Origin of the sequence: Corynebacterium spheniscorum (assembly GCF_900113445.1) — a bacterium.
Taxonomy (GTDB): domain Bacteria; phylum Actinomycetota; class Actinomycetes; order Mycobacteriales; family Mycobacteriaceae; genus Corynebacterium; species Corynebacterium spheniscorum.
In genome coordinates this window covers 42,494-65,082 of sequence record NZ_FOPJ01000001.1, presented here as the reverse complement: position 1 = coordinate 65,082, position 22,589 = coordinate 42,494, and the positions used below count along the sequence as shown (strand labels likewise).

Annotated in this window: 14 protein-coding genes and 4 tRNA genes; 3 read left to right on the top strand and 15 right to left on the bottom strand. The window is 57.7% G+C overall.

Translation table 11 applies throughout. The features are described from left to right. Window positions 1–8 precede the first annotated feature (8 nt). From BMZ01_RS00305 to BMZ01_RS00295, 3 genes are all read left to right on the top strand, one after another. Window positions 9–1,247, top strand: coding sequence for an ABC transporter substrate-binding protein (locus BMZ01_RS00305; RefSeq protein WP_092283260.1), 1,239 nt, complete (start codon window positions 9–11; stop codon window positions 1,245–1,247). Window positions 1,248–1,400: 153 nt separating this feature from the next. Next, on the top strand, window positions 1,401–2,387 hold the full coding sequence (locus tag BMZ01_RS00300) for a FecCD family ABC transporter permease (protein ID WP_395890613.1): 987 nt from the start codon (window positions 1,401–1,403) through the stop codon (window positions 2,385–2,387). Beyond that, on the top strand, window positions 2,381–3,175 hold the full coding sequence (locus BMZ01_RS00295; RefSeq protein WP_092283258.1) for an ABC transporter ATP-binding protein: 795 nt from the start codon (window positions 2,381–2,383) through the stop codon (window positions 3,173–3,175). The genes BMZ01_RS00300 and BMZ01_RS00295 overlap by 7 nt, the downstream gene beginning before the upstream one ends. A 130-nt stretch (window positions 3,176–3,305) precedes the next feature. On the opposite strand, the gene BMZ01_RS00290 is transcribed toward BMZ01_RS00295, so the two are convergent. The 15 genes from BMZ01_RS00290 to BMZ01_RS00210 form a co-directional block, all read right to left on the bottom strand. Next, window positions 3,306–5,222, bottom strand: coding sequence for a hypothetical protein (locus BMZ01_RS00290; protein ID WP_143067413.1), 1,917 nt, complete (start codon window positions 5,220–5,222; stop codon window positions 3,306–3,308). A gap of 2,034 nt (window positions 5,223–7,256) precedes the next feature. After that, window positions 7,257–11,264: a DNA-directed RNA polymerase subunit beta' gene (locus BMZ01_RS00275; RefSeq protein ID WP_092283251.1), complete on the bottom strand. Its 4,008-nt coding sequence runs from the start codon at window positions 11,262–11,264 to the stop codon at window positions 7,257–7,259. Between the two features lie 77 nt (window positions 11,265–11,341). Next, window positions 11,342–14,839: a DNA-directed RNA polymerase subunit beta gene (gene rpoB / locus BMZ01_RS00270; RefSeq protein WP_177180010.1), complete on the bottom strand. Its 3,498-nt coding sequence runs from the start codon at window positions 14,837–14,839 to the stop codon at window positions 11,342–11,344. A 468-nt stretch (window positions 14,840–15,307) separates the two neighbouring features. Beyond that, window positions 15,308–16,240 (bottom strand): cell envelope lipid trafficking protein PgfA, encoded by a 933-nt coding sequence (gene pgfA / locus BMZ01_RS00265; protein ID WP_092283247.1) that lies wholly within the window; start codon window positions 16,238–16,240, stop codon window positions 15,308–15,310. 182 nt (window positions 16,241–16,422) lie between these two features. Beyond that, window positions 16,423–16,806 carry a 50S ribosomal protein L7/L12 gene (gene rplL / locus BMZ01_RS00260; RefSeq protein WP_092283245.1) on the bottom strand — a complete coding sequence of 128 codons (384 nt, stop codon included), beginning with the start codon at window positions 16,804–16,806 and terminating at the stop codon, window positions 16,423–16,425. A gap of 153 nt (window positions 16,807–16,959) precedes the next feature. Then, a complete protein-coding gene (gene rplJ / locus BMZ01_RS00255; protein WP_092283243.1) occupies window positions 16,960–17,475 on the bottom strand; it encodes a 50S ribosomal protein L10 in 516 nt (171 codons plus the stop codon). A gap of 454 nt (window positions 17,476–17,929) precedes the next feature. Continuing rightward, window positions 17,930–18,640: a 50S ribosomal protein L1 gene (gene rplA / locus BMZ01_RS00250; protein ID WP_092283241.1), complete on the bottom strand. Its 711-nt coding sequence runs from the start codon at window positions 18,638–18,640 to the stop codon at window positions 17,930–17,932. 77 nt (window positions 18,641–18,717) lie between these two features. Then, window positions 18,718–19,149 (bottom strand): 50S ribosomal protein L11, encoded by a 432-nt coding sequence (gene rplK, locus BMZ01_RS00245; RefSeq protein ID WP_092283239.1) that lies wholly within the window; start codon window positions 19,147–19,149, stop codon window positions 18,718–18,720. A gap of 171 nt (window positions 19,150–19,320) precedes the next feature. Continuing rightward, window positions 19,321–20,208: a transcription termination/antitermination protein NusG gene (gene nusG, locus BMZ01_RS00240; protein WP_092283237.1), complete on the bottom strand. Its 888-nt coding sequence runs from the start codon at window positions 20,206–20,208 to the stop codon at window positions 19,321–19,323. 101 nt (window positions 20,209–20,309) lie between these two features. Beyond that, window positions 20,310–20,630 carry a preprotein translocase subunit SecE gene (gene secE / locus BMZ01_RS00235; RefSeq protein ID WP_092283235.1) on the bottom strand — a complete coding sequence of 107 codons (321 nt, stop codon included), beginning with the start codon at window positions 20,628–20,630 and terminating at the stop codon, window positions 20,310–20,312. Between the two features lie 94 nt (window positions 20,631–20,724). Further along, window positions 20,725–20,797 (bottom strand) — tRNA-Trp (locus BMZ01_RS00230). An 89-nt stretch (window positions 20,798–20,886) separates the two neighbouring features. Beyond that, window positions 20,887–20,958: transfer RNA gene (locus BMZ01_RS00225), tRNA-Met, on the bottom strand. A gap of 39 nt (window positions 20,959–20,997) precedes the next feature. Next, window positions 20,998–21,070: transfer RNA gene (locus BMZ01_RS00220), tRNA-Thr, on the bottom strand. A 250-nt stretch (window positions 21,071–21,320) separates the two neighbouring features. Beyond that, window positions 21,321–21,405, bottom strand: a tRNA-Tyr gene (locus BMZ01_RS00215). A gap of 65 nt (window positions 21,406–21,470) precedes the next feature. Beyond that, on the bottom strand, window positions 21,471–22,508 hold the full coding sequence (locus BMZ01_RS00210) for a polyprenyl synthetase family protein (protein WP_092283233.1): 1,038 nt from the start codon (window positions 22,506–22,508) through the stop codon (window positions 21,471–21,473). Between the last annotated feature and the right edge of the window lie 81 nt (window positions 22,509–22,589).

The window sequence follows — 22,589 nt, the reverse complement described above, 5'->3', positions numbered from 1 at the left end:
AACATTCCATGATCGTACGTCGCTGCATTACCGGTGCCGCAATTACCGCCCTGGCCGCAACTGGCCTGGTGGCTTGCTCCGGTTCTGAATCCGACTCTGGTGATTCCACCAAGACGGAAACCTCTACTACCACCACCAGCACCGCTGCTGAAAAGGAAAGCACCTCGGCTAAGACTGAAGCTGACGGCGAAGCCATCAGCATCACCGACGTCGAAGGTCGCACCGTTAAGTTCGACAAGAAGCCCGAACGCATTGTCCTGGCCGAAGGTCGCGGAGTGTTTGCCACCTCGCTGCTAGACAATAAGAACCCGATGGACAAGATCGTTGCCATCGGCACCGACCTGAAGGGCAATGTCCCGGACTTCTACAAGAAGCTCGTTGACACCATCCCCGAAGCCAAAGACATTCCGGAAATCGGCAACCTGAAGAAGGGCGACGTCACCGTCGAAAACCTTCTGACCTTCAACCCCGATGCCCTGGTTATGTCCACCGACCAGTACAAGGCTGCCCAGAAGGCCGGCACCCTTGAGCAGATCGAAAACTCTGGTCTCAAGTACGTCGTTACCGACTTCCGCCAGCACCCGCTGGAGAACACCCCGAAGTCCGTAAAGGTCTACGGCCAGCTGTTGGGCAAGGAAGATAAGGCAGAAGCCTTCCTGAAGGATTGGCAAGGCACCCTTGACGAGGTCAAGGAAAAGGCCGCCAAGATGAGCGACAAGCCCTCCGTCTTCGTCTGGCGCGCAGCAGGCCTGAAGGATTGCTGCTCCACCTGGAACAACGCCAACATCTCCGAGCTGGTTAACTTCGCTGGCGGCGACAACGTCGGCGACGCCATCCTGGATGGCGAAGCTGGCGACCTGACCCCGGAGAAGGTCATCGAATTGCAGCCCAAGTACATCATCGCCACCGGTGGCGACTGGGGTGCTAAGAAGAAGGACGGCAAGACCCCGGCCTACGCTGCATCCGGCTATGACATTGATTCCTCCACCGCTTCTGCTTCCCTCGACAAGCTGCTGGAAAACCAGCCCGGCTTCGAGCTGCTGGAAGCTCCGAAGGAAGGCAACTTCCACGCCATCTGGCACCAGTTCTATGACTCCCCGATGAACTACCTGGCCCTGCTGCAGATCGCGGCATGGATCAACCCGGAGGAGTACAAGGACCTCGACATGCAGAAGAAGTGGGATGAAGCCCACGAGAAGTACATGCCTTTCGGCGGCGAAGGCACCTTCTTCCTCAGCCAGAACTAATACGTGACGCAGAAGGAAACTTCTCCAAGCGTGTCTGATCAACAACGCACCGTAACCCCGGATACCCTGCAAACTTCCGCAGTGGTGCCCGGGGTTCCCGGTGTAGGCGATCTGGTCAACGAACACCGCCGCACCGTTCGTCACCGCTGGCTCATCATTGGTGGCCTGATGGCTCTAGCGCTGGCATCTTTCTTTGTCAGCACCATCGTGGGCGCGATCGACATCTCCGTCAAGGATGTGCTCTTGGGGTTCCTCAACCCCAGCTCGCTTGACGATCAAACACGCACGGTTCTCTTTAAACTCCGTCTACCGATGGCTGTTATGGCCCTCTTGGTAGGCATGCTGCTCTCCCTCGCGGGCGCGCAGATGCAGACAATCCTCTCCAACCCGCTGGCCGAACCCTTCACCCTCGGTGTTTCCGCAGCCGCCGCTTTCGGCGGCGCAAGCTCGATCGTGTTGGGCTGGACAATCCTGGATCAACCGCAGTTCAACCTGGCCGCCATCGCCTGGATTTCCTCCATGCTAGCCTCGTTGATCATCGTTGGTGCCGCCATTTGGCGTGGCGCTAGCGCAGAAACCATGATCCTTTTGGGTATTGGCTTGGTTTTCCTCTTCCAAGCCATGCTGGCACTGATCCAATACCGCGCCACCGCTGAAGCTTTGAGCCAGATCATCTTCTGGTCGATGGGCTCACTCACCCGCGCAACCTGGGTGGGTAACGCGATTATGTTCGCGGTATTGCTGATCTCCATCCCGATCTTCGTCGTTTTGTCGTGGCGTCTGACCGCGCTGCGTCTCGGTGACGCTCGCGCAGCTGCCATGGGCATTAATGTCAAGCGCCTGCGGGTCAGCGTGCTGATCCTGGTCTCCTTGATCGCCGCTACCACCGTGGCCTTCACCGGCATCATTGGCTTCGTTGGCCTGGTTGGCCCGCACGTTGCTCGCATGTTGGTAGGCGAAGATCAGCGCTACTTCCTGCCAGCTGCTATGGCCTCCGGCGCTGTGATGATGTGTGGTTCCCACGCCATCAGTCTGATGATCAACCCCGGCCTGGCCATCCCGATTGGTATTGTCACCGCCATTGTCGGCGTGCCCTTCTTCCTGACCATTATCTTGACCCGAAAGAGGGCCTTATGGTGAGTAAGACGTCGACTCAAACCCCAAAGACTGTTGAGCTACAGCTCAATGATCTCAAGATCGGCTACGGCCGCACCACGATCATTGAGGGCTTTAAGGCCAACCCCATGGGCGGCGGGCGGATCGTTGGTTTACTGGGGCCAAATGCTTCCGGTAAATCCACGCTGATCCGCACCATCGCTGGTGTGCACCCCGCTAGTGCCGGTTCCATTGATCTTTATGTTGACGGCGCTTTGCTCAACCCAAAGGAACGCCGCAAGGCCTGTGGCTATGTGCCGCAGGACCTGCCCACCGCAGCGAGCCTCACCGCTTTTGAAACCGCGCTGGTTGCGGCTCGCCGTACCACCAGTATGGATCCGGTAGATCGTACCGCTGAGATCTTCAATGAATTGCAGATCGGGCATATTGCGCAGCGCTACCTCTCGGAGCTTTCCGGTGGTCAACGGCAGCTGGTTGCCGCTGCTCAGATGTTGGTCGGTAACCCTTCACTGATGTTGCTCGACGAGCCCACCTCTGCGTTGGACTTGCACCACCAGCTCTTCCTTTTGGAAGTGCTGCATCGCCGCGTCATCAAGGACAACACCTTGGTGCTTGTGGCCCTGCACGATATCAACCTGGCTGCTCGCTATTGTGATGAGCTTTTGGTCATGCGCCGCGGTGCGGTGCTTGCCCAGGGCACGCCTCAAGAAGTGCTCTGCTCCCGGTTGATTGATGATGTCTACCAGGTCAATGCCGAGATCCTTGATCACCACGGCACCCCGGTTATGACTCCGCTTCGCGAACCTTCCTAAAGGTCTAAGAAGCACCAACCTTAAACTCCTCAACGGCTTTCGCCGCTGAGGAGTTTTTTGTTGCCTGCCAAACAGAACGATGGTGCGGTGCCCCTTAAGCTATTACCCCAGGGGCACTGCCCTGAAACTGCTAGTTGAGGCGTTCCAGCTGCATATATGTCGGCAGGTAAGCACACTCTGGATGGCAGCCCACGGCTGTAACCCAATCACGAGCACCAGCAAGCTGGCTGGCGTCAAGGATCTCGTGTTTGACCTGTACACCAGGAAAGTGAGCCCGGCAGACTTCATCCAAGGCACTACTTAGGCTCTCCGCAAAGCCGCCGCGATCTATGTCAGCGGTTTCATAGCACACTGCCACATCTATGCACCCGGGCTGAGTGGCAGAGCTCCCGTGCAGGTAATTCACACCAATCCAGGCGACACCATCGAGCACAACGCCTCCTAAAGCTTGGCGGAGGGCTGCGAGGGCAAGTGCGCGATCCCGAATTGCTTCACGCCGTGCCCCTAAAGCCCGGGGCCATAGGCATGGCAGCACAGTGGAATGAGGTTCATCCACGCCATTGTCGCTCTCGCCAGCGGTAGCTGGCGTTGCTGATCCTTCGCTCACTTCTGCTGAAGCTGCCGCGGAGTGCAACAGCTCAATCGGATAATCCGTCGAGGAATCAACGCCGAGGGCATCAAGCACATCGCACACATCATGGAGGATGCTGCCATAAGGGGCTCCTTCATCCACCACGATGCTCATCAGTGGTCGATCAATGGAATCACCCAGCACGGAGGCGCTAGTAGGACGGAGTGCACGCACAGTGCTCTCACCTCGACCAGCCCAGGCATCAGCTGATAGTCCCCAGGTGGCTAAGGACTCCCAGATCATCGATGGGGATGTATATGCCACCAGGGTTGCCGAATCATCAGTGGAGCTTTCCTGTTGTAGTTCAGCAATCACTTCTGCAGGCGTGAGATAGCCGCCGTAGTGGATGCTGCGATCTACAACTGTTTTACCTGGTACAAATCGGCGGGCTTCAACAACTCCGCTATCTGAATCTCGATGCAGAACAACCGGAGTTTGGCTAAACGTTGCCGGCGAAGAATCCCTGCACTTATCCGCATAGGAATCCGAATACTCTTCCCCACTCGCCGCTGGAGGCAGTGAGCAGGAAGGAAGAAGCTCGGCAATAAGTGGGATCCGATACAGAATGATTGGGGCTTCCTCTGCATCTATTTCGTGGATAGTGGAGGGGAAAACACTGTGGACACGAATAGTGCGGAAAATTTTCCGGCAATCAATGCTGCTCCCGAAAACCGTAGCGAACTTTTGGGCACGCTCGATGAGGTGCCCGAGCACTTCCTCACTAAATAGCAGATCCTCAGCGAGAATATGCAAGGTGATAGACGTAGTGTGCGTCGTTTCTCCCTGCGGTGTGGATACCTGTTCTGGCTCTCGGTTTCGCGTCACGCTATATGCCAGCCGGCCATATGCGGAGCTGCTGGAACACCGATCGGGGTTCTTTTCCAACTGCTCTGCATATTCCTGCGTGAGCTGCCTTAAGACAGAGCCGCTGTAGTATTCGCGAACTGCAAGAGCAAGCAGTCCCAAGGGTTCTGCCAACGGCCAGTCCGGGATGTGTGCTGAGAGTGCCTCTCCGACTGCGGTTTCACCAAGATCCTTGGCGTATGCCAGTGAAGCTTCGGGACTATAGTCATGGTTTCGCCCTGAGTCGGAGCCTCCAGCTAAGGAAGCATCGCTAAAATCCACGACAGCGAACGTGTGCTCGCTAAGGGTATCTCCACTTAGCCGCAGGTTTTGGTGATACACATACTGCAGCGCCGATTCATCGCGGGGTGCACCGGCCAGCAGCCACTGGATGTGCGTGTATTCGCGCTCGATTAGCTCCAGCGTGTTTGCGCAACCGCCGGCAGATTCAATGCGAATGCGGTGTGGGGAGCCACCGGGGGCTACGGACATCCCCTTCGAGTGGCGTGGGATAGCTAATCCGCACGTCCACGCCGCAACCCCCATCCAGCGCAGATAGTTAATCGTCATCATTACACAGCAAGGCTAGCTTGTTGGGGCACAGTAGAGCGTCTGAATATTCTCCTGCACACCAGGCCAGTCTCGCTCACCGATCACATCAACGTCTGTCGTATTCCGCCAGCTCACGGGATGCGAGGAAGCATAGCAGTGCGTACGAGCTGTCACGCGATTGCCGCGACCTCCACCGGCCTCAATACTCTGTGAGTTCGGCGCCACGGTTATCCACGTTCCCACGCCAGTTTGACGATTTCCCCAGAAAGCGGAGAGATCAACCCGCACGTTAGCATGGAAGTTCCGACAGTTGTTCCTGTACCAAAAACCATGCGCTGACACGTCGCTGCCAGATTTGTGAGGGTTCTCAGCATGTCCAATCGGGCTACAGATATGGAACGATGGGGTTGCCCGGAAATCGTCCGTCGGCCTTTCAATGCCGATGTACGATTCCTCAACCAGGGCATCTGGAACTTCCATGGGTTCAAAGCCCTCAAGGATAGCTCCGGAAAAAGTGGATTCGTCAACCAATCGCCACTCGGTAGCAGGATTTTGGTTGATAGTTGTGGCGTAGGCGGGAACTCCCACTACGCTTGTGAATGCGGCTGCCAATGCCGTTAGAACAGAGATACTTGTTAGCCGACGCATAAGAACTCCTTGAAGCCTGGGAGGTCGATACTCCGAACCGGTTTGCGGTCCAGCATGTCTATTCATGCCACTTGGTCATCGGAGGTTAGCCAGGCTGGCCAGCCACTAAGGTAACACTATGAGATCTATAACGCAATACCCTTCATAACATTTTTTCACGTGCGGGTCCTAGCACTGTGAACCGAGAACGTTTTCAAGAAATGGCTCCTTTGGATGACTGATATTGCATAGGCTGCCATAGAAAGAATCACCCCATAGGGAAATCTCCTTGTTGCGCGCTGCAGCGGCATAGTGACCAGACCTCGCTATGCTTCACCTGCCGAATTTGCCTCTCCTCGAGCGTCTAGAAATGACTTGGTCCGGCGGATTTTACTGGCTTTTCATGGTGCGATGAGCTACTCCGCCTACGCTATAGACCGTATCTGTGGACCCGTCGCATCCTTGACATGCTTGTCTTAAGTAAACCTACGCCACTGGTTTTCGCCTGTTGATTTCTTAGCGTTGTAGAAGCTAAATATCCCGCGCTCAGTACGGTCAATTGATTCTATGAGACTCATGATTATGCGGAGAGCAGTGTCCCTAGTGTTTCCCTGTTACCTCTGGGAATGATACGTCTATAGCATGAAGTAGACCCGTTTTTCTCTGTAAGTGAGCTTCAGGAACAGCTTCCTCCGTGAATCAACAGCCATATGGGCCGCAAGGAAAAGTTTTTCTTGCATGCCCTTCTAAGGCACCACAGAATAACCAGACAGTACGCTTACGCCTCTGTTACAAGCACAGTCCCTCTTACAAAGATGGAACCTCTTGAGTTGCGCGGTTGTGGCACAGTATCCCGGATAGCTCACGTGTAGGGGCAGAAGAGAAATGCTCTAATGCCCAGATGATGAGCCCTCGTGTCTGGAATCTCCAAGTGAACAGTAGACTCGGATCCGTACAGCCGTGGATGAAAACCCAATTGCTGGGCAGCAGCCTGGACTTGCTAGTAGATTCGGCCAATATCAGTCCCTGGGAAAGCAATTACGAAATGCGATTCTCGAAGGTCGAACTAATCCAGGTTAAGGCGACCCCCAGAGCGAACCTCCCCAGTAGATAGGCGTAACGGGGAAGTCTCAACGTGAAATCCGGAGGAGCTAAAACCCTTCGACAGTGCTCGAGCTATATGCAACCCAAGCGCTAATACGCGCGTGTTAAACCTTGGATAAGCGCACCAAACACTTACTCCCAATAACTAAGGGGGATGTGCGTTGACAAGCCCGTCACCATAGATCTGGCTTCTACTTGGCTCAAACAGATCCTGGCCGAAGGTCGGTAGCAATAGCAACGCGCCCCGCTGCTCTTGCCCGACAAGGGGGCGAAGAACTGCGGGGCGCGTATCTGCTTCTTAGCTAGCTATTGCCACAGTAGCTTTTAGAATGCATCCTCCAGCGGAACGGAGGCGCCGGTGAACTCACCGAAGCTATCGTCGCCGCCATAAATCGAATCCGTGTAGTTGGAAATCGCATATGCGGCGGAGCGGGCAGCTTCCGTGGGCTTAACGGAGATATTGCGGTAGCGGGAGATACCGGTACCGGCCGGGATCAGCTTACCGATGATCACGTTCTCCTTCAGGCCGATGAGCTTATCGGAGCGCTTGTTGATGGCAGCGTCCGTGAGCACACGGGTGGTCTCCTGGAAGGAGGCGGCGGATAGCCAGGACTCCGTAGCCAGCGAGGCCTTGGTGATACCCATGATCTCGGAGCGCAGCTCGGCGGGCTGGCCGCCAGCCTTGATCGCTTCGGCGTTGGCCATCTTGGCTTCGGAGAGATCCACGAGAGTACCGGGGAGGAACTCGGTGGAGCCAGCTTCGATGACGGTGCCGCGGCGCAGCATCTGACGGATGATGATTTCGATGTGCTTGTCGTGAATAGCCACACCCTGGGCGCGGTACACGGCCTGCACTTCATCAATCAGGTGCTGTTCCACACCACGGCGGCCCAGAACCTCGAGCACATCGTGCGGGTCAGCGGGGCCGCGAAGCAGGCGGTCGCCCACCTCAACGGTGTCGCCTTCACGCAGTGCGCGTTCGATCATGGCCGAGGGGTTGGATTCCATCGGGCGGCGGACCATTGCCAGGCCCTGGCGTTTCGAAAGCTTCTCGTACACCACGTCATCCGAACCATCGTCCGGGGTGATGGTTAGGGTGTAGAAGTTGCCTTCGTCTTCCAGGTGAATCTTGCCGGCAACAGAGGCGATCGGAGCACGGTTCTTCGGAACGCGGGCTTCGAAGAGCTCCTGGACACGCGGCAGACCACCGGTAATGTCGCCACCGACACCACCCTGGTGGAAGGTACGCATGGTCAGCTGGGTACCAGGCTCACCAATGGACTGTGCGGCCACAATACCGACGGCTTCGCCGATATCGACGAGGTGGCCGGAAGCCATGGAGGTGCCGTAGCACTTCGCGCACACACCGGAAGGAGTCTGGCAGGTGAGCACGGAGCGCACCTTGATCTCAGCAACGCCGGCTTGGACGAGCTCGTCGATATTGACTTCGTTGAGGTCAGAACCAACGGGCATGATGACATTGCCATCAGCATCCTTGGCATCAACGGCGAGCACACGACCTGCCACGGAGGTTTCCACCAGACCGTGGCGGGTGTAGCCGGTGACCTTGCCTTCGGCGTCCTTGGTGGGGACAGCAACCGGCACGCGCACACCCTGGCGGGTGCCGCAGTCGTCTTCGCGAACGATGACGTCCTGGGCCACGTCCACCAGTCGACGGGTGAGGTACCCGGAGTCGGCGGTACGAAGCGCGGTATCGGCCAGGCCCTTACGGGAACCGTGGGAGTTGTTGAAGTACTCGAGCACGGAGAGGCCTTCACGGAAGGAGGTCTTGATCGGGCGGGTGATGTAATCACCCTTGGAGTTCACGACCATGCCCTTCATGCCGGCTAGGGTCCAGATCTGGCGCATGTTACCGGCGGCACCGGACTTCACGATCATGGGGATCGGGTTGTCATCCGGGTAGAGCTCTTCCACGGCCTTACCGACAACGTCGGTGGCGTCCTTCCACAGTTCGACCAGGCGGTCATAGCGTTCACGTTCGGTGAGCGCACCCTGCATCCAGAACTTCCGCTCGATCTCGCGAGCTTCAGCTTCGTAGTTGTCGAGGATTTCATCCTTGTTCGGCAACACGATCACGTCAGACATGGAGATGGTCACACCGGAGCGAGTTGCCCAGTAGAAGCCAGCGTCCTTCATCTTGTCCATGGTTTGAGCCACGGTGATCATCGGGTAGGTCGCCGAGAGTTCGGTGATCACGTCACCGAGCAGGATCTTGCCGGAACCGCCACCCTTGCGGACCATAACGCCCTCAAGGTAGGGGTAGTTCCACGGCAGCAGCTCGTTGAACATGATGCGACCCAAGGTGGTGTCAGCAAGCCAGGTTTGGCCTTGCTCCCAACCATCCGGGAACTGCTCAGCTTCAATGTCCAGCGGCGGGCGCAGGTGAGAGATACGCACCTTGATGGGAGCCTGCAGGCCAAGTACGCCACGGTCGCGGGCCATGAGGGCTTCCGCGTAGGAGGAGTACACGCCCTGTGCCGGCTGATCTTCCGATGCCGGGGTGTAGCGGCCCTGGCCACCGACTTCATCCTCGCGCTTATCCATGGTGAGGAAGTACAGACCGGTCACCATGTCCAGACGCGGCATTGCCAGCGGCTTACCGGAGGCCGGGGAGAGGATGTTGTTGGAGGCGAGCATCAGCACGCGGGCTTCAGCTTGTGCTTCTGCCGAAAGCGGCAGGTGCACGGCCATCTGGTCACCGTCGAAGTCAGCGTTGAAGGCTTCGCAGGCCAGCGGGTGCAGCTGAATGGCCTTACCTTCCACCAGCACCGGTTCGAAGGCCTGGATACCCAGGCGGTGCAGGGTAGGTGCACGGTTGAGCATCACGGGGTGCTCGGAAATGGCTTCTTCAAGCACATCCCACACCTCGGGGCGCTGACGTTCCACCATGCGCTTAGCGGACTTAATGTTCTGCGCATAGTCGTGTTCCACCAGGCGCTTCATGACGAAGGGCTTGAAGAGCTCCAAGGCCATGAGCTTCGGCAGACCGCATTCGTGCAGGCGCAGCTGCGGGCCGACAATAATCACGGAACGACCGGAGTAGTCGACACGCTTACCCAGCAGGTTCTGGCGGAAACGACCCTGCTTGCCCTTGAGCAGGTCGCTCAGGGACTTCAGCGGACGGTTGCCAGGACCAGTGACCGGGCGGCCACGACGACCATTGTCGAAGAGAGCATCCACAGATTCCTGCAGCATGCGCTTTTCGTTATTCACGATGATCTCGGGGGCACCGAGTTCGATCATGCGCTTCAAACGGTTGTTGCGGTTGATCACGCGACGGTAGAGGTCATTCAGGTCGGAGGTGGCGAAGCGGCCACCATCGAGCTGCACCATCGGGCGAAGCTCCGGCGGAATAACCGGGATGCAGTCAAGCACCATGCCGGCCGGGTCATTGCCGGAACGCTGGAAGGCAGCAACCACCTTGAGGCGCTTAAGGGCACGCATCTTCTTTTGGCCCTTGCCCTCGTTGATGATGGTGCGCAGTTCTTCGGCCTCAGCGTCGAGGTCGAAGTTGCGGATCAGGGTTTGGATAGCTTCCGCCCCCATGCCGCCATCGAAGTAGTCTTCGTAGCGATCGACGAGTTCCGAGTAGAGGGTGTCGTCGATGATCATCTGCTTCGGCGCAAGCTTGACGAAGGTCTGCCAGATTTCTTCTAGGCGTTCCACTTCGCGCTCAGCGCGTTCACGGATGTGCTGCATTTCCTTGTCGGCAGCGTTTTGCACCTTGCGGCGCGCATCTGCCTTAGCACCGGCGGCTTCCAGCTCAGCGAGGTCTTCCTCAAGCTTGGCAGCGCGGTCGGCGATTTCGGATTCGGCATCAGCTTCCACGTCCTTCTTCTCCAGCAGCATTTCTGCTTCCAGAGTGGTCAGGTCGCTGTGGCGGGCCTCTTCATCAACGGAGGTGATGATATTGGCCGCGAAGTAAATGATGCGTTCCAGATCCTTCGGCGCCAGGTCTAGCAGGTAGCCAAGGCGGGAAGGAACACCCTTGAAGTACCAAATGTGGGTAACCGGGGCGGCGAGTTCAATGTGGCCCATGCGTTCACGACGCACCTTGGACTTGGTGACCTCAACACCGCAGCGTTCACAGATGATGCCCTTATAACGGACGCGCTTGTACTTACCGCAAGCACACTCCCAGTCGCGGGTAGGACCGAAGATCCTCTCGCAGAAGAGGCCGTCCTTCTCGGGCTTTAAGGTTCGGTAGTTAATGGTCTCCGGCTTTTTAACCTCGCCCTTGGACCAGCGGCGAATGTCGTCGGCAGTGGCAAGGCCGATGCGGAGCTCGTCGAAGAAGTTGACGTCGAGCACGTAACTCCCTTTCACCCCCGGCTCATTCCGGGGGATCGTAGCTAGATAAGAAGGTGTGGTCGGGATCTAAGGGTTACTTAGGCGATATCCGCATCGGAGCGTTCATCGCGGGATAGGTTAATCCCCAGTGAAGCACCGGATTCGAGGTCATCCTCGTCCGTGCCAGAAAGCTCCATCGGGGTGCCGTCGGCGGAAAGAACTTCCACGTTCAGGCACAGCGATTGAAGTTCCTTGAGCAGCACCTTGAAGGACTCAGGAATACCCGGATCCGGGATATTGTCGCCCTTCACGATGGCTTCATAAACCTTGACGCGTCCGACCACGTCATCGGACTTGATAGTGAGCAGCTCCTGGAGGGTGTAGGCGGCGCCATAGGCTTGCATGGCCCACACCTCCATTTCACCGAAGCGCTGACCACCGAATTGGGCCTTACCACCCAGCGGCTGCTGGGTAATCATGGAGTAAGGACCGGTGGAACGTGCGTGAATCTTTTCATCAACCAGGTGGTGGAGCTTCAGCATGTACATGTAGCCCACGGACACCGGGAATTGGAAGGGTTCACCGGAGCGGCCATCAAAGAGCTTGGCCTTACCGTTTTCATCAACCAGGACGTCGCCGTCACGGTTGGGGCGGGAGTTCGCCAGCAGGCCAGCGAGTTCCTCATTGGAGGCACCGTCGAACACCGGGGTGGCGGTCAAAGAACCAGCCGGAACATCATAAAGTTCCTCCGGCAGGGTCTTCAGCAGCTCAGCGTTCTTCGGGTCTTCCGGATCAACCTTCCAACCAGCAGCAGCGAGCCAGCCCAGGTGGATTTCCAGGACCTGACCAATGTTCATACGACGCGGCACACCGTGGGTGTTCAAGATGATGTCCACCGGGGTGCCATCAGCCATGAACGGCATGTCTTCAGGCGGCAGGATCTTACCGACAACACCCTTGTTGCCGTGGCGGCCGGCGAGCTTATCACCGTCCTGGATCTTGCGCTTCTGAGCGACGTACACGCGGATCATCTCGTTGACGCCCGGGGCGAGGTCATCGTCATCTTCGCGGGAGAAGCGACGAACACCAATCACCTTGCCGGTTTCACCGTGCGGCACCTTCATGGAGGTGTCGCGCACTTCGCGAGCCTTTTCGCCGAAGATGGCGCGCAGCAGGCGCTCTTCGGGGGTCAGCTCAGTTTCACCCTTCGGGGTGACCTTGCCGACCAGGATGTCGCCGTCACGAACATCCGCACCGATGCGGACAATGCCGCGCTCGTCGAGGTCCTTGAGGACATCTTCGGAGACGTTCGGGATTTCGCGGGTGATCTCCTCGGCACCAAGCTTGGTGTCGCGGGCATCAATTTCGTGCTCTTCGATGTGGATGGAGGTAAGGATGTCTTCCTCGACCACACGCTGGTTGAGGATAATGGCGTCCTCGTAGTTGTGACCTTCCCAGGGCATGAAAGCAACCAGGAGGTTGCGGCCCAGCGACATTTCACCATTGCAGGTACCGGGACCATCGGCGAGGACCTGTCCGGCCTCTACGCGGTCACCGATCTCCACCAAGGGCTTCTGGTTATAGCAGGTGCCCTGGTTGGTGCGCTGGAACTTACGCAGCATGTAGGTTTCGCGGCGGCCTTCATCGTCCATCACGGTGATGAAGTCGGCACACACATTTTCCACCACACCGGCATTGCGGTTAATCAGCAGGTCGCCGGCATCATAGGCGGCGCGCTGTTCCATACCGGTACCCACCAGCGGTGGTTCGGCACGAACGAGCGGCACAGCCTGACGCTGCATATTCGCACCCATGAGGGCACGGTTAGCGTCGTCGTGTTCCAAGAAGGGAATCATGGCGGTAGCCACGGAGACCATCTGGCGCGGGGAGACGTCCATGTAGTCGATCTCATCGCCATTGACGACCTGAATATCACCGTTCTTCACGCGCACAACGACGCGCTCTTCGGCGATATTGCCGTCCTTGTCGATCTCAGTATTAGCCTGAGCAACCGCATAGCGGTCTTCTTCATCCGCGGTCAGATAATCAATCTGATCGGTGAGCTTGCCATTTTCTACCTTGCGGTAAGGGGTCTCGATGAAGCCGAAGGGATTCACGCGAGCATAAGAGGACAGCGAACCGATCAGACCAATGTTCGGGCCTTCCGGGGTCTCAATCGGGCACATACGGCCGTAGTGAGAGGGGTGAACGTCACGGACTTCGATGCCGGCACGCTCACGGGAAAGACCACCGGGGCCAAGGGCCGAGAGACGCCGCTTGTGGGTCAACCCGGAAAGCGAGTTGTTCTGGTCCATAAACTGCGAGAGCTGCGAGGTACCGAAGAACTCGCGGATCGCAGCGGAGACCGGGCGAACGTTAATCAGGGAGGTCGGGGTAATGGATTCCGCATCCTGGGTGGTCATGCGTTCGCGCACAACCCGCTCCATGCGCGAAAGGCCAACCCGGACCTGGTTCTGAATAAGTTCACCAACGGTGCGCAGACGACGATTACCAAAGTGGTCAATATCGTCGGTTTCCACCGGAATAACTTCACCAGTCGGCGAGGTCATGGTGCGTTCACCGGCATGCAGGCGCACGAGGTATTCCAAGGTGGTGGCGATGTCTTCCTCGGTGAGGATCATCAGACCGTCGTGGTCACCGCCCAAGCCCAGCTTGCGGTTGATCTTATAACGGCCGACCTTGGCTAGGTCATAGCGCTTCGGCCGGAAGAAGCTATTGTCCAGCAGGGATTGCGCAAGGTCACGCGTGGGCTGCTCACCCGGGCGTTGCTTGCGATAAATCTCCAGCAAAGCAGCGTCGGTGGATTCCACCCCGTCGCTTTCCAGAGTGGACATCATAAGTTCGGAGAAGCCGAAGCGTTCCTTAATCTGCTCAGCGGTCCAACCAAGGGCCTTGAGCAGCACGGTCACCGGCAGACGACGCTTACGGTCGATGCGCACACCAACGGTGTCGCGCTTATCGACGTCGAATTCCAGCCATGCACCGCGGGAAGGAATAACCTTCACGGAGTGCAGCGGGCGTTCGGTGGACTTATCGATCGTCTGATCAAAGTACACACCGGGGGAACGCACCAGCTGGGATACGACGACACGTTCGGTGCCGTTGACAATAAAGGTGCCCTTTTCGGTCATCATCGGGAAATCGCCGATGAATACGGTTTGGGACTTAATTTCTTGAGTGTCGTTGTTAATGAACTCCGCGGTGACATACAGCGGAGCGGAGTAGTTAATATCTTTGTCTTTGCACTCGTCGATGGTGTTTTTAACATCCTCGAAGCGCGGCTGAGACAAGGACAGGGACATATTGCCCGAATAGTCCTGGATGGGCGAAAGCTCCTCCAGGATGTCCTCTAAACCACTGGTAATACGGGCGTCCTCACCGAGCTCTTCGCGTTGACGTTCGCGCCACTCGGTTGTGCCGACTAACCACGCGAAAGATTCGCGTTGCAAGTCGAGGAGTCCCGGTACTTCAATGGGCTCAGTGATTTTCGCAAAGGAAAATCGCTTCGGAGCCCCGGGGATGTCGGCCACTGACTTGGTCTGGCGGGAGACTGCCAAGATGGGTCCTTCCAGCACCTCACGCGGGCGACGACTCCCTGGGCAGGAATCGCCGAATCCGCTGGTAAACAAGCATTCTGTCTGCTGTGGGATGACCTGCCCCCAGATAGCACAAAGTCACCTTGTCAAATCGATCTTTTCGCAGATCGTTGATCAAGGTTTCCTGCACACCAGAGACGGCTCCCAGCGCAAAGAGACAGCCTATACCACATCTCTCAGGATGTAAAGCATCCCTTGAGGGCAGCTGCCTGGGCGCTCCCCTATCCGCGGGCAACCGCGGCGCGCCATGTTTTCGTATATGTCTTTTTAATTTTCGCGAGCGGGGCCGTCTTCGCTCAATGTAGCTTAAAGCTGCAACTTAGCTGATAATGACACGCAGTGCCCACGCGGATCAAATAGCGAACCCTCAAGCAGAACAACCACCTGTGCAGTGCGCTGCTGAGTGTACACCACTATAGGTTCAGATTTCAGGGTTCCTGCCAGCGCTTAAACGCGGCCTCGGAAGGCCCCTACTAGCGCCAGCAGCGTTAGTACCGCACCTATACCTAGCAGCGCCCAACCCCAGATCTTTACCGTTTCTGCCTTGGGTAACTCTGCTGCATGCGCCAGGCGCTGCGCCACCGCCTCTTCAGTTAATTCACCGCGGAATTTCAGCACATCTTCGCGGGGCTTGGCGTCCTTGGTGCCATAAAAATCGTGGACATCTTCCTCAATATTTATGATGACCCCGGTTGCTGCATCCACATATAAATCTCGCGTTCCGGAGTGGAATAAGAAGAGCTCTTCGCCATCAATCTCGGTGCTGGTGAAGAAATTTTGGTAGTGCTCATGCACATTCTGCGCCTTAATATCTTGGCGGTAGTGCATCACCTGGCGGCCATCATGCTCCTCTTCGCCAATGAACTCGGCTGTCACTGGGGCACGCAGTGTGTCATCAAGTACCGGGTAGGCCCGCTTTTCAGGGTGTAAGGGGAAGTGCATCCACAATGCCCCTAGGGCTTCTGGAGCGGAGGTGGAGGGCCCCACCAGCTGGTCGCGCACGGTCAGTGGTTCTTGAATTTCCGCACTCCCGCGATCCAGGTTCAGGTTCCATACGGTTGCGGAGATCAGCCGGTCACGGTCTTCTTGATAGGAATCCCGCAGCAAAGAAACTCCAACGTTCTCGGTCACATTATCTGCCGAGGCTGGGTCCTGCAGTTGCACATGGATCTGTCGCGTGACGGGGCTAGTTAGTATCCGCCCATCGCTGAGCAAACGGGTCTTTGCCTCGGGGTCGACCAACCTGAGCGTCACATCCGCGGGTTCGAGTGGGATCCGTGGATCAGCGTGGATGAGTTTGGGGGTCAACAGGCCGGCAACCATCAGGGCTACGCCGAGCCCAACGAGCAGCGCGGAGAACACACGCGAGCGAGGCAGCATGGCCGATAGTCTACCTTCCCCCTCTCCTGGCACCCCTCGGTGCTCCCCCTCGCAACCTCTCCCGCACCCCCTGGCCCCACCACATCTCCCCAACCCTAGCCCCGCCCCGCCCCTCGCACTACCCGGAAACGCAAACAAACCCCCAGCCTAAGCTGAGGGTTTGAGAGCTGAAGTAAATGAAATTACTTGAGGGAGACCTTGGCGCCAGCTTCTTCGAGCTTAGCCTTGGCAGCCTCAGCGTCATCCTTGGAGGCAGCTTCGAGGATAGCCTTCGGAGCGGACTCAACCAGTTCCTTGGCTTCCTTCAGGCCCAGGCCGGAAACGATTTCGCGGACAGCCTTGATCACGCCGATCTTCTTGGCGCCGGCATCTTCCAGAACGACGTCGAACTCGTCCTTCTCTTCAGCGGCCGGAGCAGCTTCGCCGCCGGCAGCAGCAGCAACGGCAACCGGAGCAGCAGCGGTAACTTCGAAGACCTCTTCAAATTCCTTCACGAACTCGGAGAGTTCGATGAGGGTCATTTCCTTGAAAGCCTCGATGAGCTCGTCTTTGGTGAGCTTAGCCATGGTGACGTCCTTTCTTTGTTCCTCAAGCCCGCACTCATTGCTTCTGCGCTAGGCACTTTGGCGCTAGGCGCTTCCGCACAAGATAGTTGTCGGGGGCGGTGCTTAAGGATAAATGTGTTGTTGAAACGTGGGTTTTGCTTAAGGCAGGTGCCTTTAGGCTTCCTTCTTCTCCTGCAGCGCAGCACCGAGGCGCGCCACCTGGGAAGCGGGAGCGTTGAACAGGCCAGCAGCCTTGGCCAAGTTGCCCTTCATTGCGCCAGCCAGCTTGGCGAGAGTGGTCTCGCGGTTGTCCAGCTCAGCGATGGCCTTGACCTGGTCGGCGGACAGCGCTTTGCCATCCATGTAGCCGCCCTTAACGATGAACTGCTTATTCGCTTCCGCGAACTTCTTCATCGCCTTGGCAGCGTCAACAGCTTCGCCCTTAATAAAGGCAACAGCGGTCGGGCCGGTCAGCATATCGTCAAGACCCTCGACGCCGGCATCCTGTGCCGCCAGCTTCAGAAGGGTGTTCTTGGCGACGGAGTACTGGACGTCCATGCCGAGTTCTTTACGCAGTTCGGTGGTTTGAGCCACAGACAGGCCGCGGTACTCAGTGAGCACAACGGAGCTTGCCTCTGCGAACTTGGTCTTCAGCTCTGCTAAAGACTTTTCGTTCTTCGGGTTTGCCATTACTTCGCCTCCTTCCAGTCTTCTTCTCATCTGTCCGCCGCGGTGCTTTAATCACGCATGAAAAAAGCCCCGCGTGCAAGAGCACTGGGGCGCTTCAACCTCACACTTTTGCGGTATTCCGCAATAAGTCGAGAAGATGTAGCTTCAAAGTGTCTCCTGCGTGGGCCGCCCTGAGATCAGGGACCTTCGAACCTCATGGAGGTTGACCGACGGTCTTCGGTGAAACTTGAGCTCAGCCGCGCTTTCACGCAGCTGTTCAAACTTCTGTGAGGATATTACACACTCCACCTAAACCCCGCAAGTCCGCGCGGGAAGTGGAGCTTTATTCGAGATCGGGTGGCTAAGCCCCAGCAGTTATTCCTGCACGGTGTGCAGGTGTCTGGGGAGTGCCGCACGTGGATAAGAAAAACTCCTTACCTGCGAATAGGCAAGGAGTTCGTTCTTTGAGGAGGTCTTAGGCCTCTTCGGTGTAGTTCTTCACCACGTGGGTGTCCACCGGGATGCCGGGGCCATTGGTGGAAGAAAGGGTGATCTTCTTCAGGTAGATGCCCTTGGAGGAGCTGGGCTTGATGCGCAGCAGCTCGTCGATCAGTGCACCGTAGTTTTCGGCCAGAGCCTTGGCATCGAAAGAAGCCTTGCCGATAGCGGCGTGCAGGTTGGAGGCCTTGTCAACACGGAAGGAGATCTTGCCGCCCTTGACTTCGGTGATGGCCTTGGTGACATCGGTGGTCACGGTGCCGGTCTTGGGGTTCGGCATCAGGCCACGGGGGCCCAGCACGCGGGCCACGCGACCAACCTTGGCCATCTGGTCCGGGGTGGCGATGGCGACATCGAAGTCGGTCCAGCCGCCCTGGATCTTCTCGATCAGCTCGTCGGTGCCCACCATGTCGGCGCCAGCAGCTTCTGCTTCGGTGGCCTTTTCGCCAGCGGCGAAGACGACGACCGTCACGGTCTTACCGGTGCCATTGGGCAGGGAGACGGTGCCGCGAACCAGCTGGTCGGCCTTACGCGGGTCGACACCCAGGCGAACGGCGACGTCAACGGTGGCGTCGTAGTTCTTGGAGGAGGTGTCCTTGACAAGCTGTGCTGCCTGGATGGGGCTGTAGACGCGGCCCTTATCGATCTTGGCAGCGGCTTCCTTATAAGCCTTGGAGTTCTTGCTCATTGAAGAGATTTCCTTAATCTGTTCGGGAATCTTGTGGTGTTGACGGGCCGAAGCGGGCCCTGCCACGAGAAAAGTTTTTAGCCTTCGACGGTGATGCCCATGGAGCGAGCGGTGCCGGCGATGATCTTCGCGGCGGCATCGATGTCACGAGCATTGAGGTCTTCTTGCTTGGTCTTGGCGATTTCCTTGACCTGTTCCATGGTCACGGAGCCGACCTTGTTGGTGTGCGGAACACCGGAGCCCTTTTGGATACCAGCGGCCTTGAGCAGCAGCTTGGCGGCCGGCGGTGTCTTCAGCTTGAAGGTGAAGGAGCGATCTTCGTAGACGGTGATTTCTACCGGGACCACATTGCCGCGCTGGTTTTCGGTGGCGGCATTGTAGGCCTTGCAGAATTCCATGATGTTGACGCCGTGGGCGCCCAGGGCCGGGCCGACCGGCGGTGCCGGGTTGGCCTGACCAGCCTGGATCTGCAGCTTAATGAGGCCGGAGACCTTCTTCTTCGGGGCCATTATGTATTCCTTCTTCCTGGTTACCGGGGAGCATATTCTCCGCCGTCCGGATGCTGGGTGCCGCTACTGAGTTCATCTCAGATCTTCACGTAACCCGGCCACCGGGGATGAAAAGTATGAGTTGCGCTTTAGGCGCGAGGATCGATCCTACAGCACCAGCCCGCCTTAGGGCTAGTTGATCTTCTCTACCTGATCAGCGGTGAGTTCCACGGGGGTTTCACGGCCGAAGATGGACACCAGCGCCTGAATCTTGCCGGTGTTTTCATCAATATCGGAGATCGTGGCGGATACGGATGCCAGCGCACCGGTGAGGATGGTGACGGCTTCGCCGACCTGGAAGTCGATGTGGACCTTCTTGGGTGCGGCTTCTTCCGGCATGGCCACAACCTTCTCGCCTTCGGCGTTCACGGCGGCCTTCTCGCCTTCCGGATCGCTGACCTGCGGCATGAGGAATTTCGCCACATCGCGGTGCTTCACGGAGGTGGCGTGGCCTTCAGAACCAACGAAGCTGGTCACACCGGGGGTGTCGCGCACCACGGAGGAGGAGCGGTCATTAATATCCATGCGCACCAGCACATAGCCGGGCAGCAGCTTGCGCTTAACGAGCTTGCGCTTGCCATCGCGAATTTCGGTGACCTGCTCGATCGGCACCACGACGTCATAAATGGAGTCTTCGACTTCCAGGGTTTGTGCGCGCATATCAAGGTTGGTCTTCACCTTGTTTTCATAGCCGGAGTAGCACTGGATGATGTACCACTGACCAGGCAGCTTCTTTAGCTCGCGGGTGTATTGGCGCAGGCGTGCGCGGTATTCCGCATCGGAGTCCGCCTTTTCTTCAGTGGCGTCTCCCTCAGCGGCTTCACCGTCAGAGGCAGCGGCTTCGCCTTCTGGAGCGGCTTCGGCGTCAGCGGCTTCGGCGTCAGCGGATTGAGAGCTGGGGGTTTCTTCTTCGCTTTCGGTGGAGCCGGAGAAGGTGGGTTCCTCAGTCTTGGTGCCTTCGCTGATCTCCAGGTCGGCTTCTTGGACCGGTTGTTCCGTGATGGGGGTGTCTTCGCTCATGCTTGCTCCAAAGGTGTGTGTATTCAATAAATGATCCCGCCGTGCCCCTGGTTTTTTAAGGTGGCTTCGGCGGGATAGTAATTCTGTTAAGGGCAGTCTAGCTACTTGGTGAGAACCTTCTCAACTCCCATGCTGGCGAGCAGGTCCACACCCCACACCAAAACAGTGATGGTGATGAGGAAGGCGAAGACCACCAAGGTGTAGGTCACCATCTGCTTACCGGTGGGCCACACCACCTTGCGGATCTCGGAGGCCACTTCCGGCAAGAAGCTGGCAACACCGCCACCGGGCTTTTCATCATCGATACGCACCGGGGTGTTCTTTTTGGTGTAGGTCGCGGTGGAAGTCGTGCTGACTCCGGCAAGCTGGCGCTTACCAGTAGGTCGGGCAGCGGCCGGCTTCGGCTGCTTATTTTCGCTCACGATATCCTCCGTGCAGTTTCAGATGCAGACTAGGCAACTATAACAGAAAGCCTCGCTCCCCCAGGCGTGTGGGGAAGCGAGGCACTGTACTTTGCAGGGGCGACAGGACTTGAACCTGCAACCTGCGGTTTTGGAGACCGCTGCTCTGCCAATTGAGCTACGCCCCTATGTGGTGACACCCTACCAGCAGCAGGGCCCGAGTTGAAGAAAAGCACCATCTTCGGTGAGTGAAAATGGCGCCCATCTTTTACCTCAGTAGCGATGGCGAGAATTGAACTCGCGACACAGCGATTATGAGTCGCTTGCTCTACCACTGAGCTACACCGCCACGTGTTCTATCCGCCCTATAAAGCGAAGAAAACAACAGAGCCCCCTAACAGAATCGAACTGTTGACCTTTTCCTTACCATGGAAACGCTCTACCGACTGAGCTAAGGGGGCTTAGCTTGAACCCCAGGCCCCGGCGTGGGGCGCTGCGTTGAAGCCTCACAAAGATTAACCCACATTCTCCAAACACGCCAAATCGCCAGCGTATCAATGGTTTTTGGGCATAAGTTTCCGAGATCTCGCGCCTGAAACTAAGCGCGCGCGGCATAACGCCCGCACATGGTGAGGGCATGCCTCGCCTGGATAGCCCAGGCACCCGAGCTCGAGAATGCAAAAAGAGCCATTGCTTTCACAATGACTCTTTTGGTGCCAGGTGCTGGATTTGAACCAGCGAAGGCAATGCCGGCGGATTTACAGTCCGCTCCCTTTGGCCGCTCGGGCAACCTGGCGTGCGCCGCTTACTCTACTACGAAACCTAGGGCTCCAAGCAAATCAGTGCGACTAGCTGCGAAAACTATCCGACCCGACTAATCGTGTACTTGGCCAGATGCCGCAGCGCAGCGGTGGTGCTGTTATCCGGCAGCGCCTCGAGCTGCTCCTCGGCGGCGGCGAGATAGCGGTGCACATCGGCCAAAGCACGCTGCCGCCCCTGGGACTGCACCAGCAGCCCCAAAGCGCGCTCCACATCCTCATCCTTTTCCACCGGGCCAGTAAGCAGCCCGCGCAACTCCTCCCCCACCGCGGAATCTTCTGCTAAGGCGTAGAGAACAGGCAGGGTGAATACCCCCTCACGCAGGTCAGTACCTGGGGTTTTACCGGATTCCTTGGGGTCGGAGAAAATGTCGATAATGTCATCGACGATTTGGAAGACCATGCCGATATTCCAGCCGAATTTTTGGAGTGCCTTCACATGCTCCGGCTTGGCCCCGGCGTGCAGCGCGCCCAAATACCCGGCAGAGGCAATGAGCACCCCGGTTTTCTCCGCGATCACCTTCATGTAGTGATCCACTGGATCGCCTTCACCAGCGCCAATGGTTTCGCGCATCTGGCCGGTGACCAGGGTGCCGAAGGTTTCAGAGAAGTGTAGAACCGTGTCCACGCCCAGCTGCGACATGAGGCGGGAGGCGTGGGCGAGGAGAATGTCGCCGGACAAGATGGCTACCGAGTTACCCCACCGCAGGTTCGCGGATTCCACGCCGCGGCGGCGTTCTGCCTCATCCATCACATCATCGTGATACAAGGTGGCTAGGTGGACGACCTCCACCACCACGGCGGCGCGGATGACGGAAATGTCTTTGGGTTTATCCCCGTATTGCGCGGCGAGCAGCGCAAACATGGGGCGGAAGCGTTTGCCACCAGCTTTGGCGAGGTGAAGAACTTTATCGACCAAAAAGTCTTCGGACTGCTTGAGTTCCTCGCGCATCAGGTCCTCGACGCGGGTCATACCCTCGTGGATGTCCTGGGTGAGGGTGTCATCGCCGAGGTCGACGGATCCGCCGGCGATCCCCACAGCGGTGCCGGGACGCCGGCGTGTGGTACGACCGTTGGTCATGTGCGTTTCCCTGTGTCCTTCGCGTTCCGATGAGACGTGGACCCACGCACCACTGATGCTGTCGCGTTGCAGTGAGGTGAC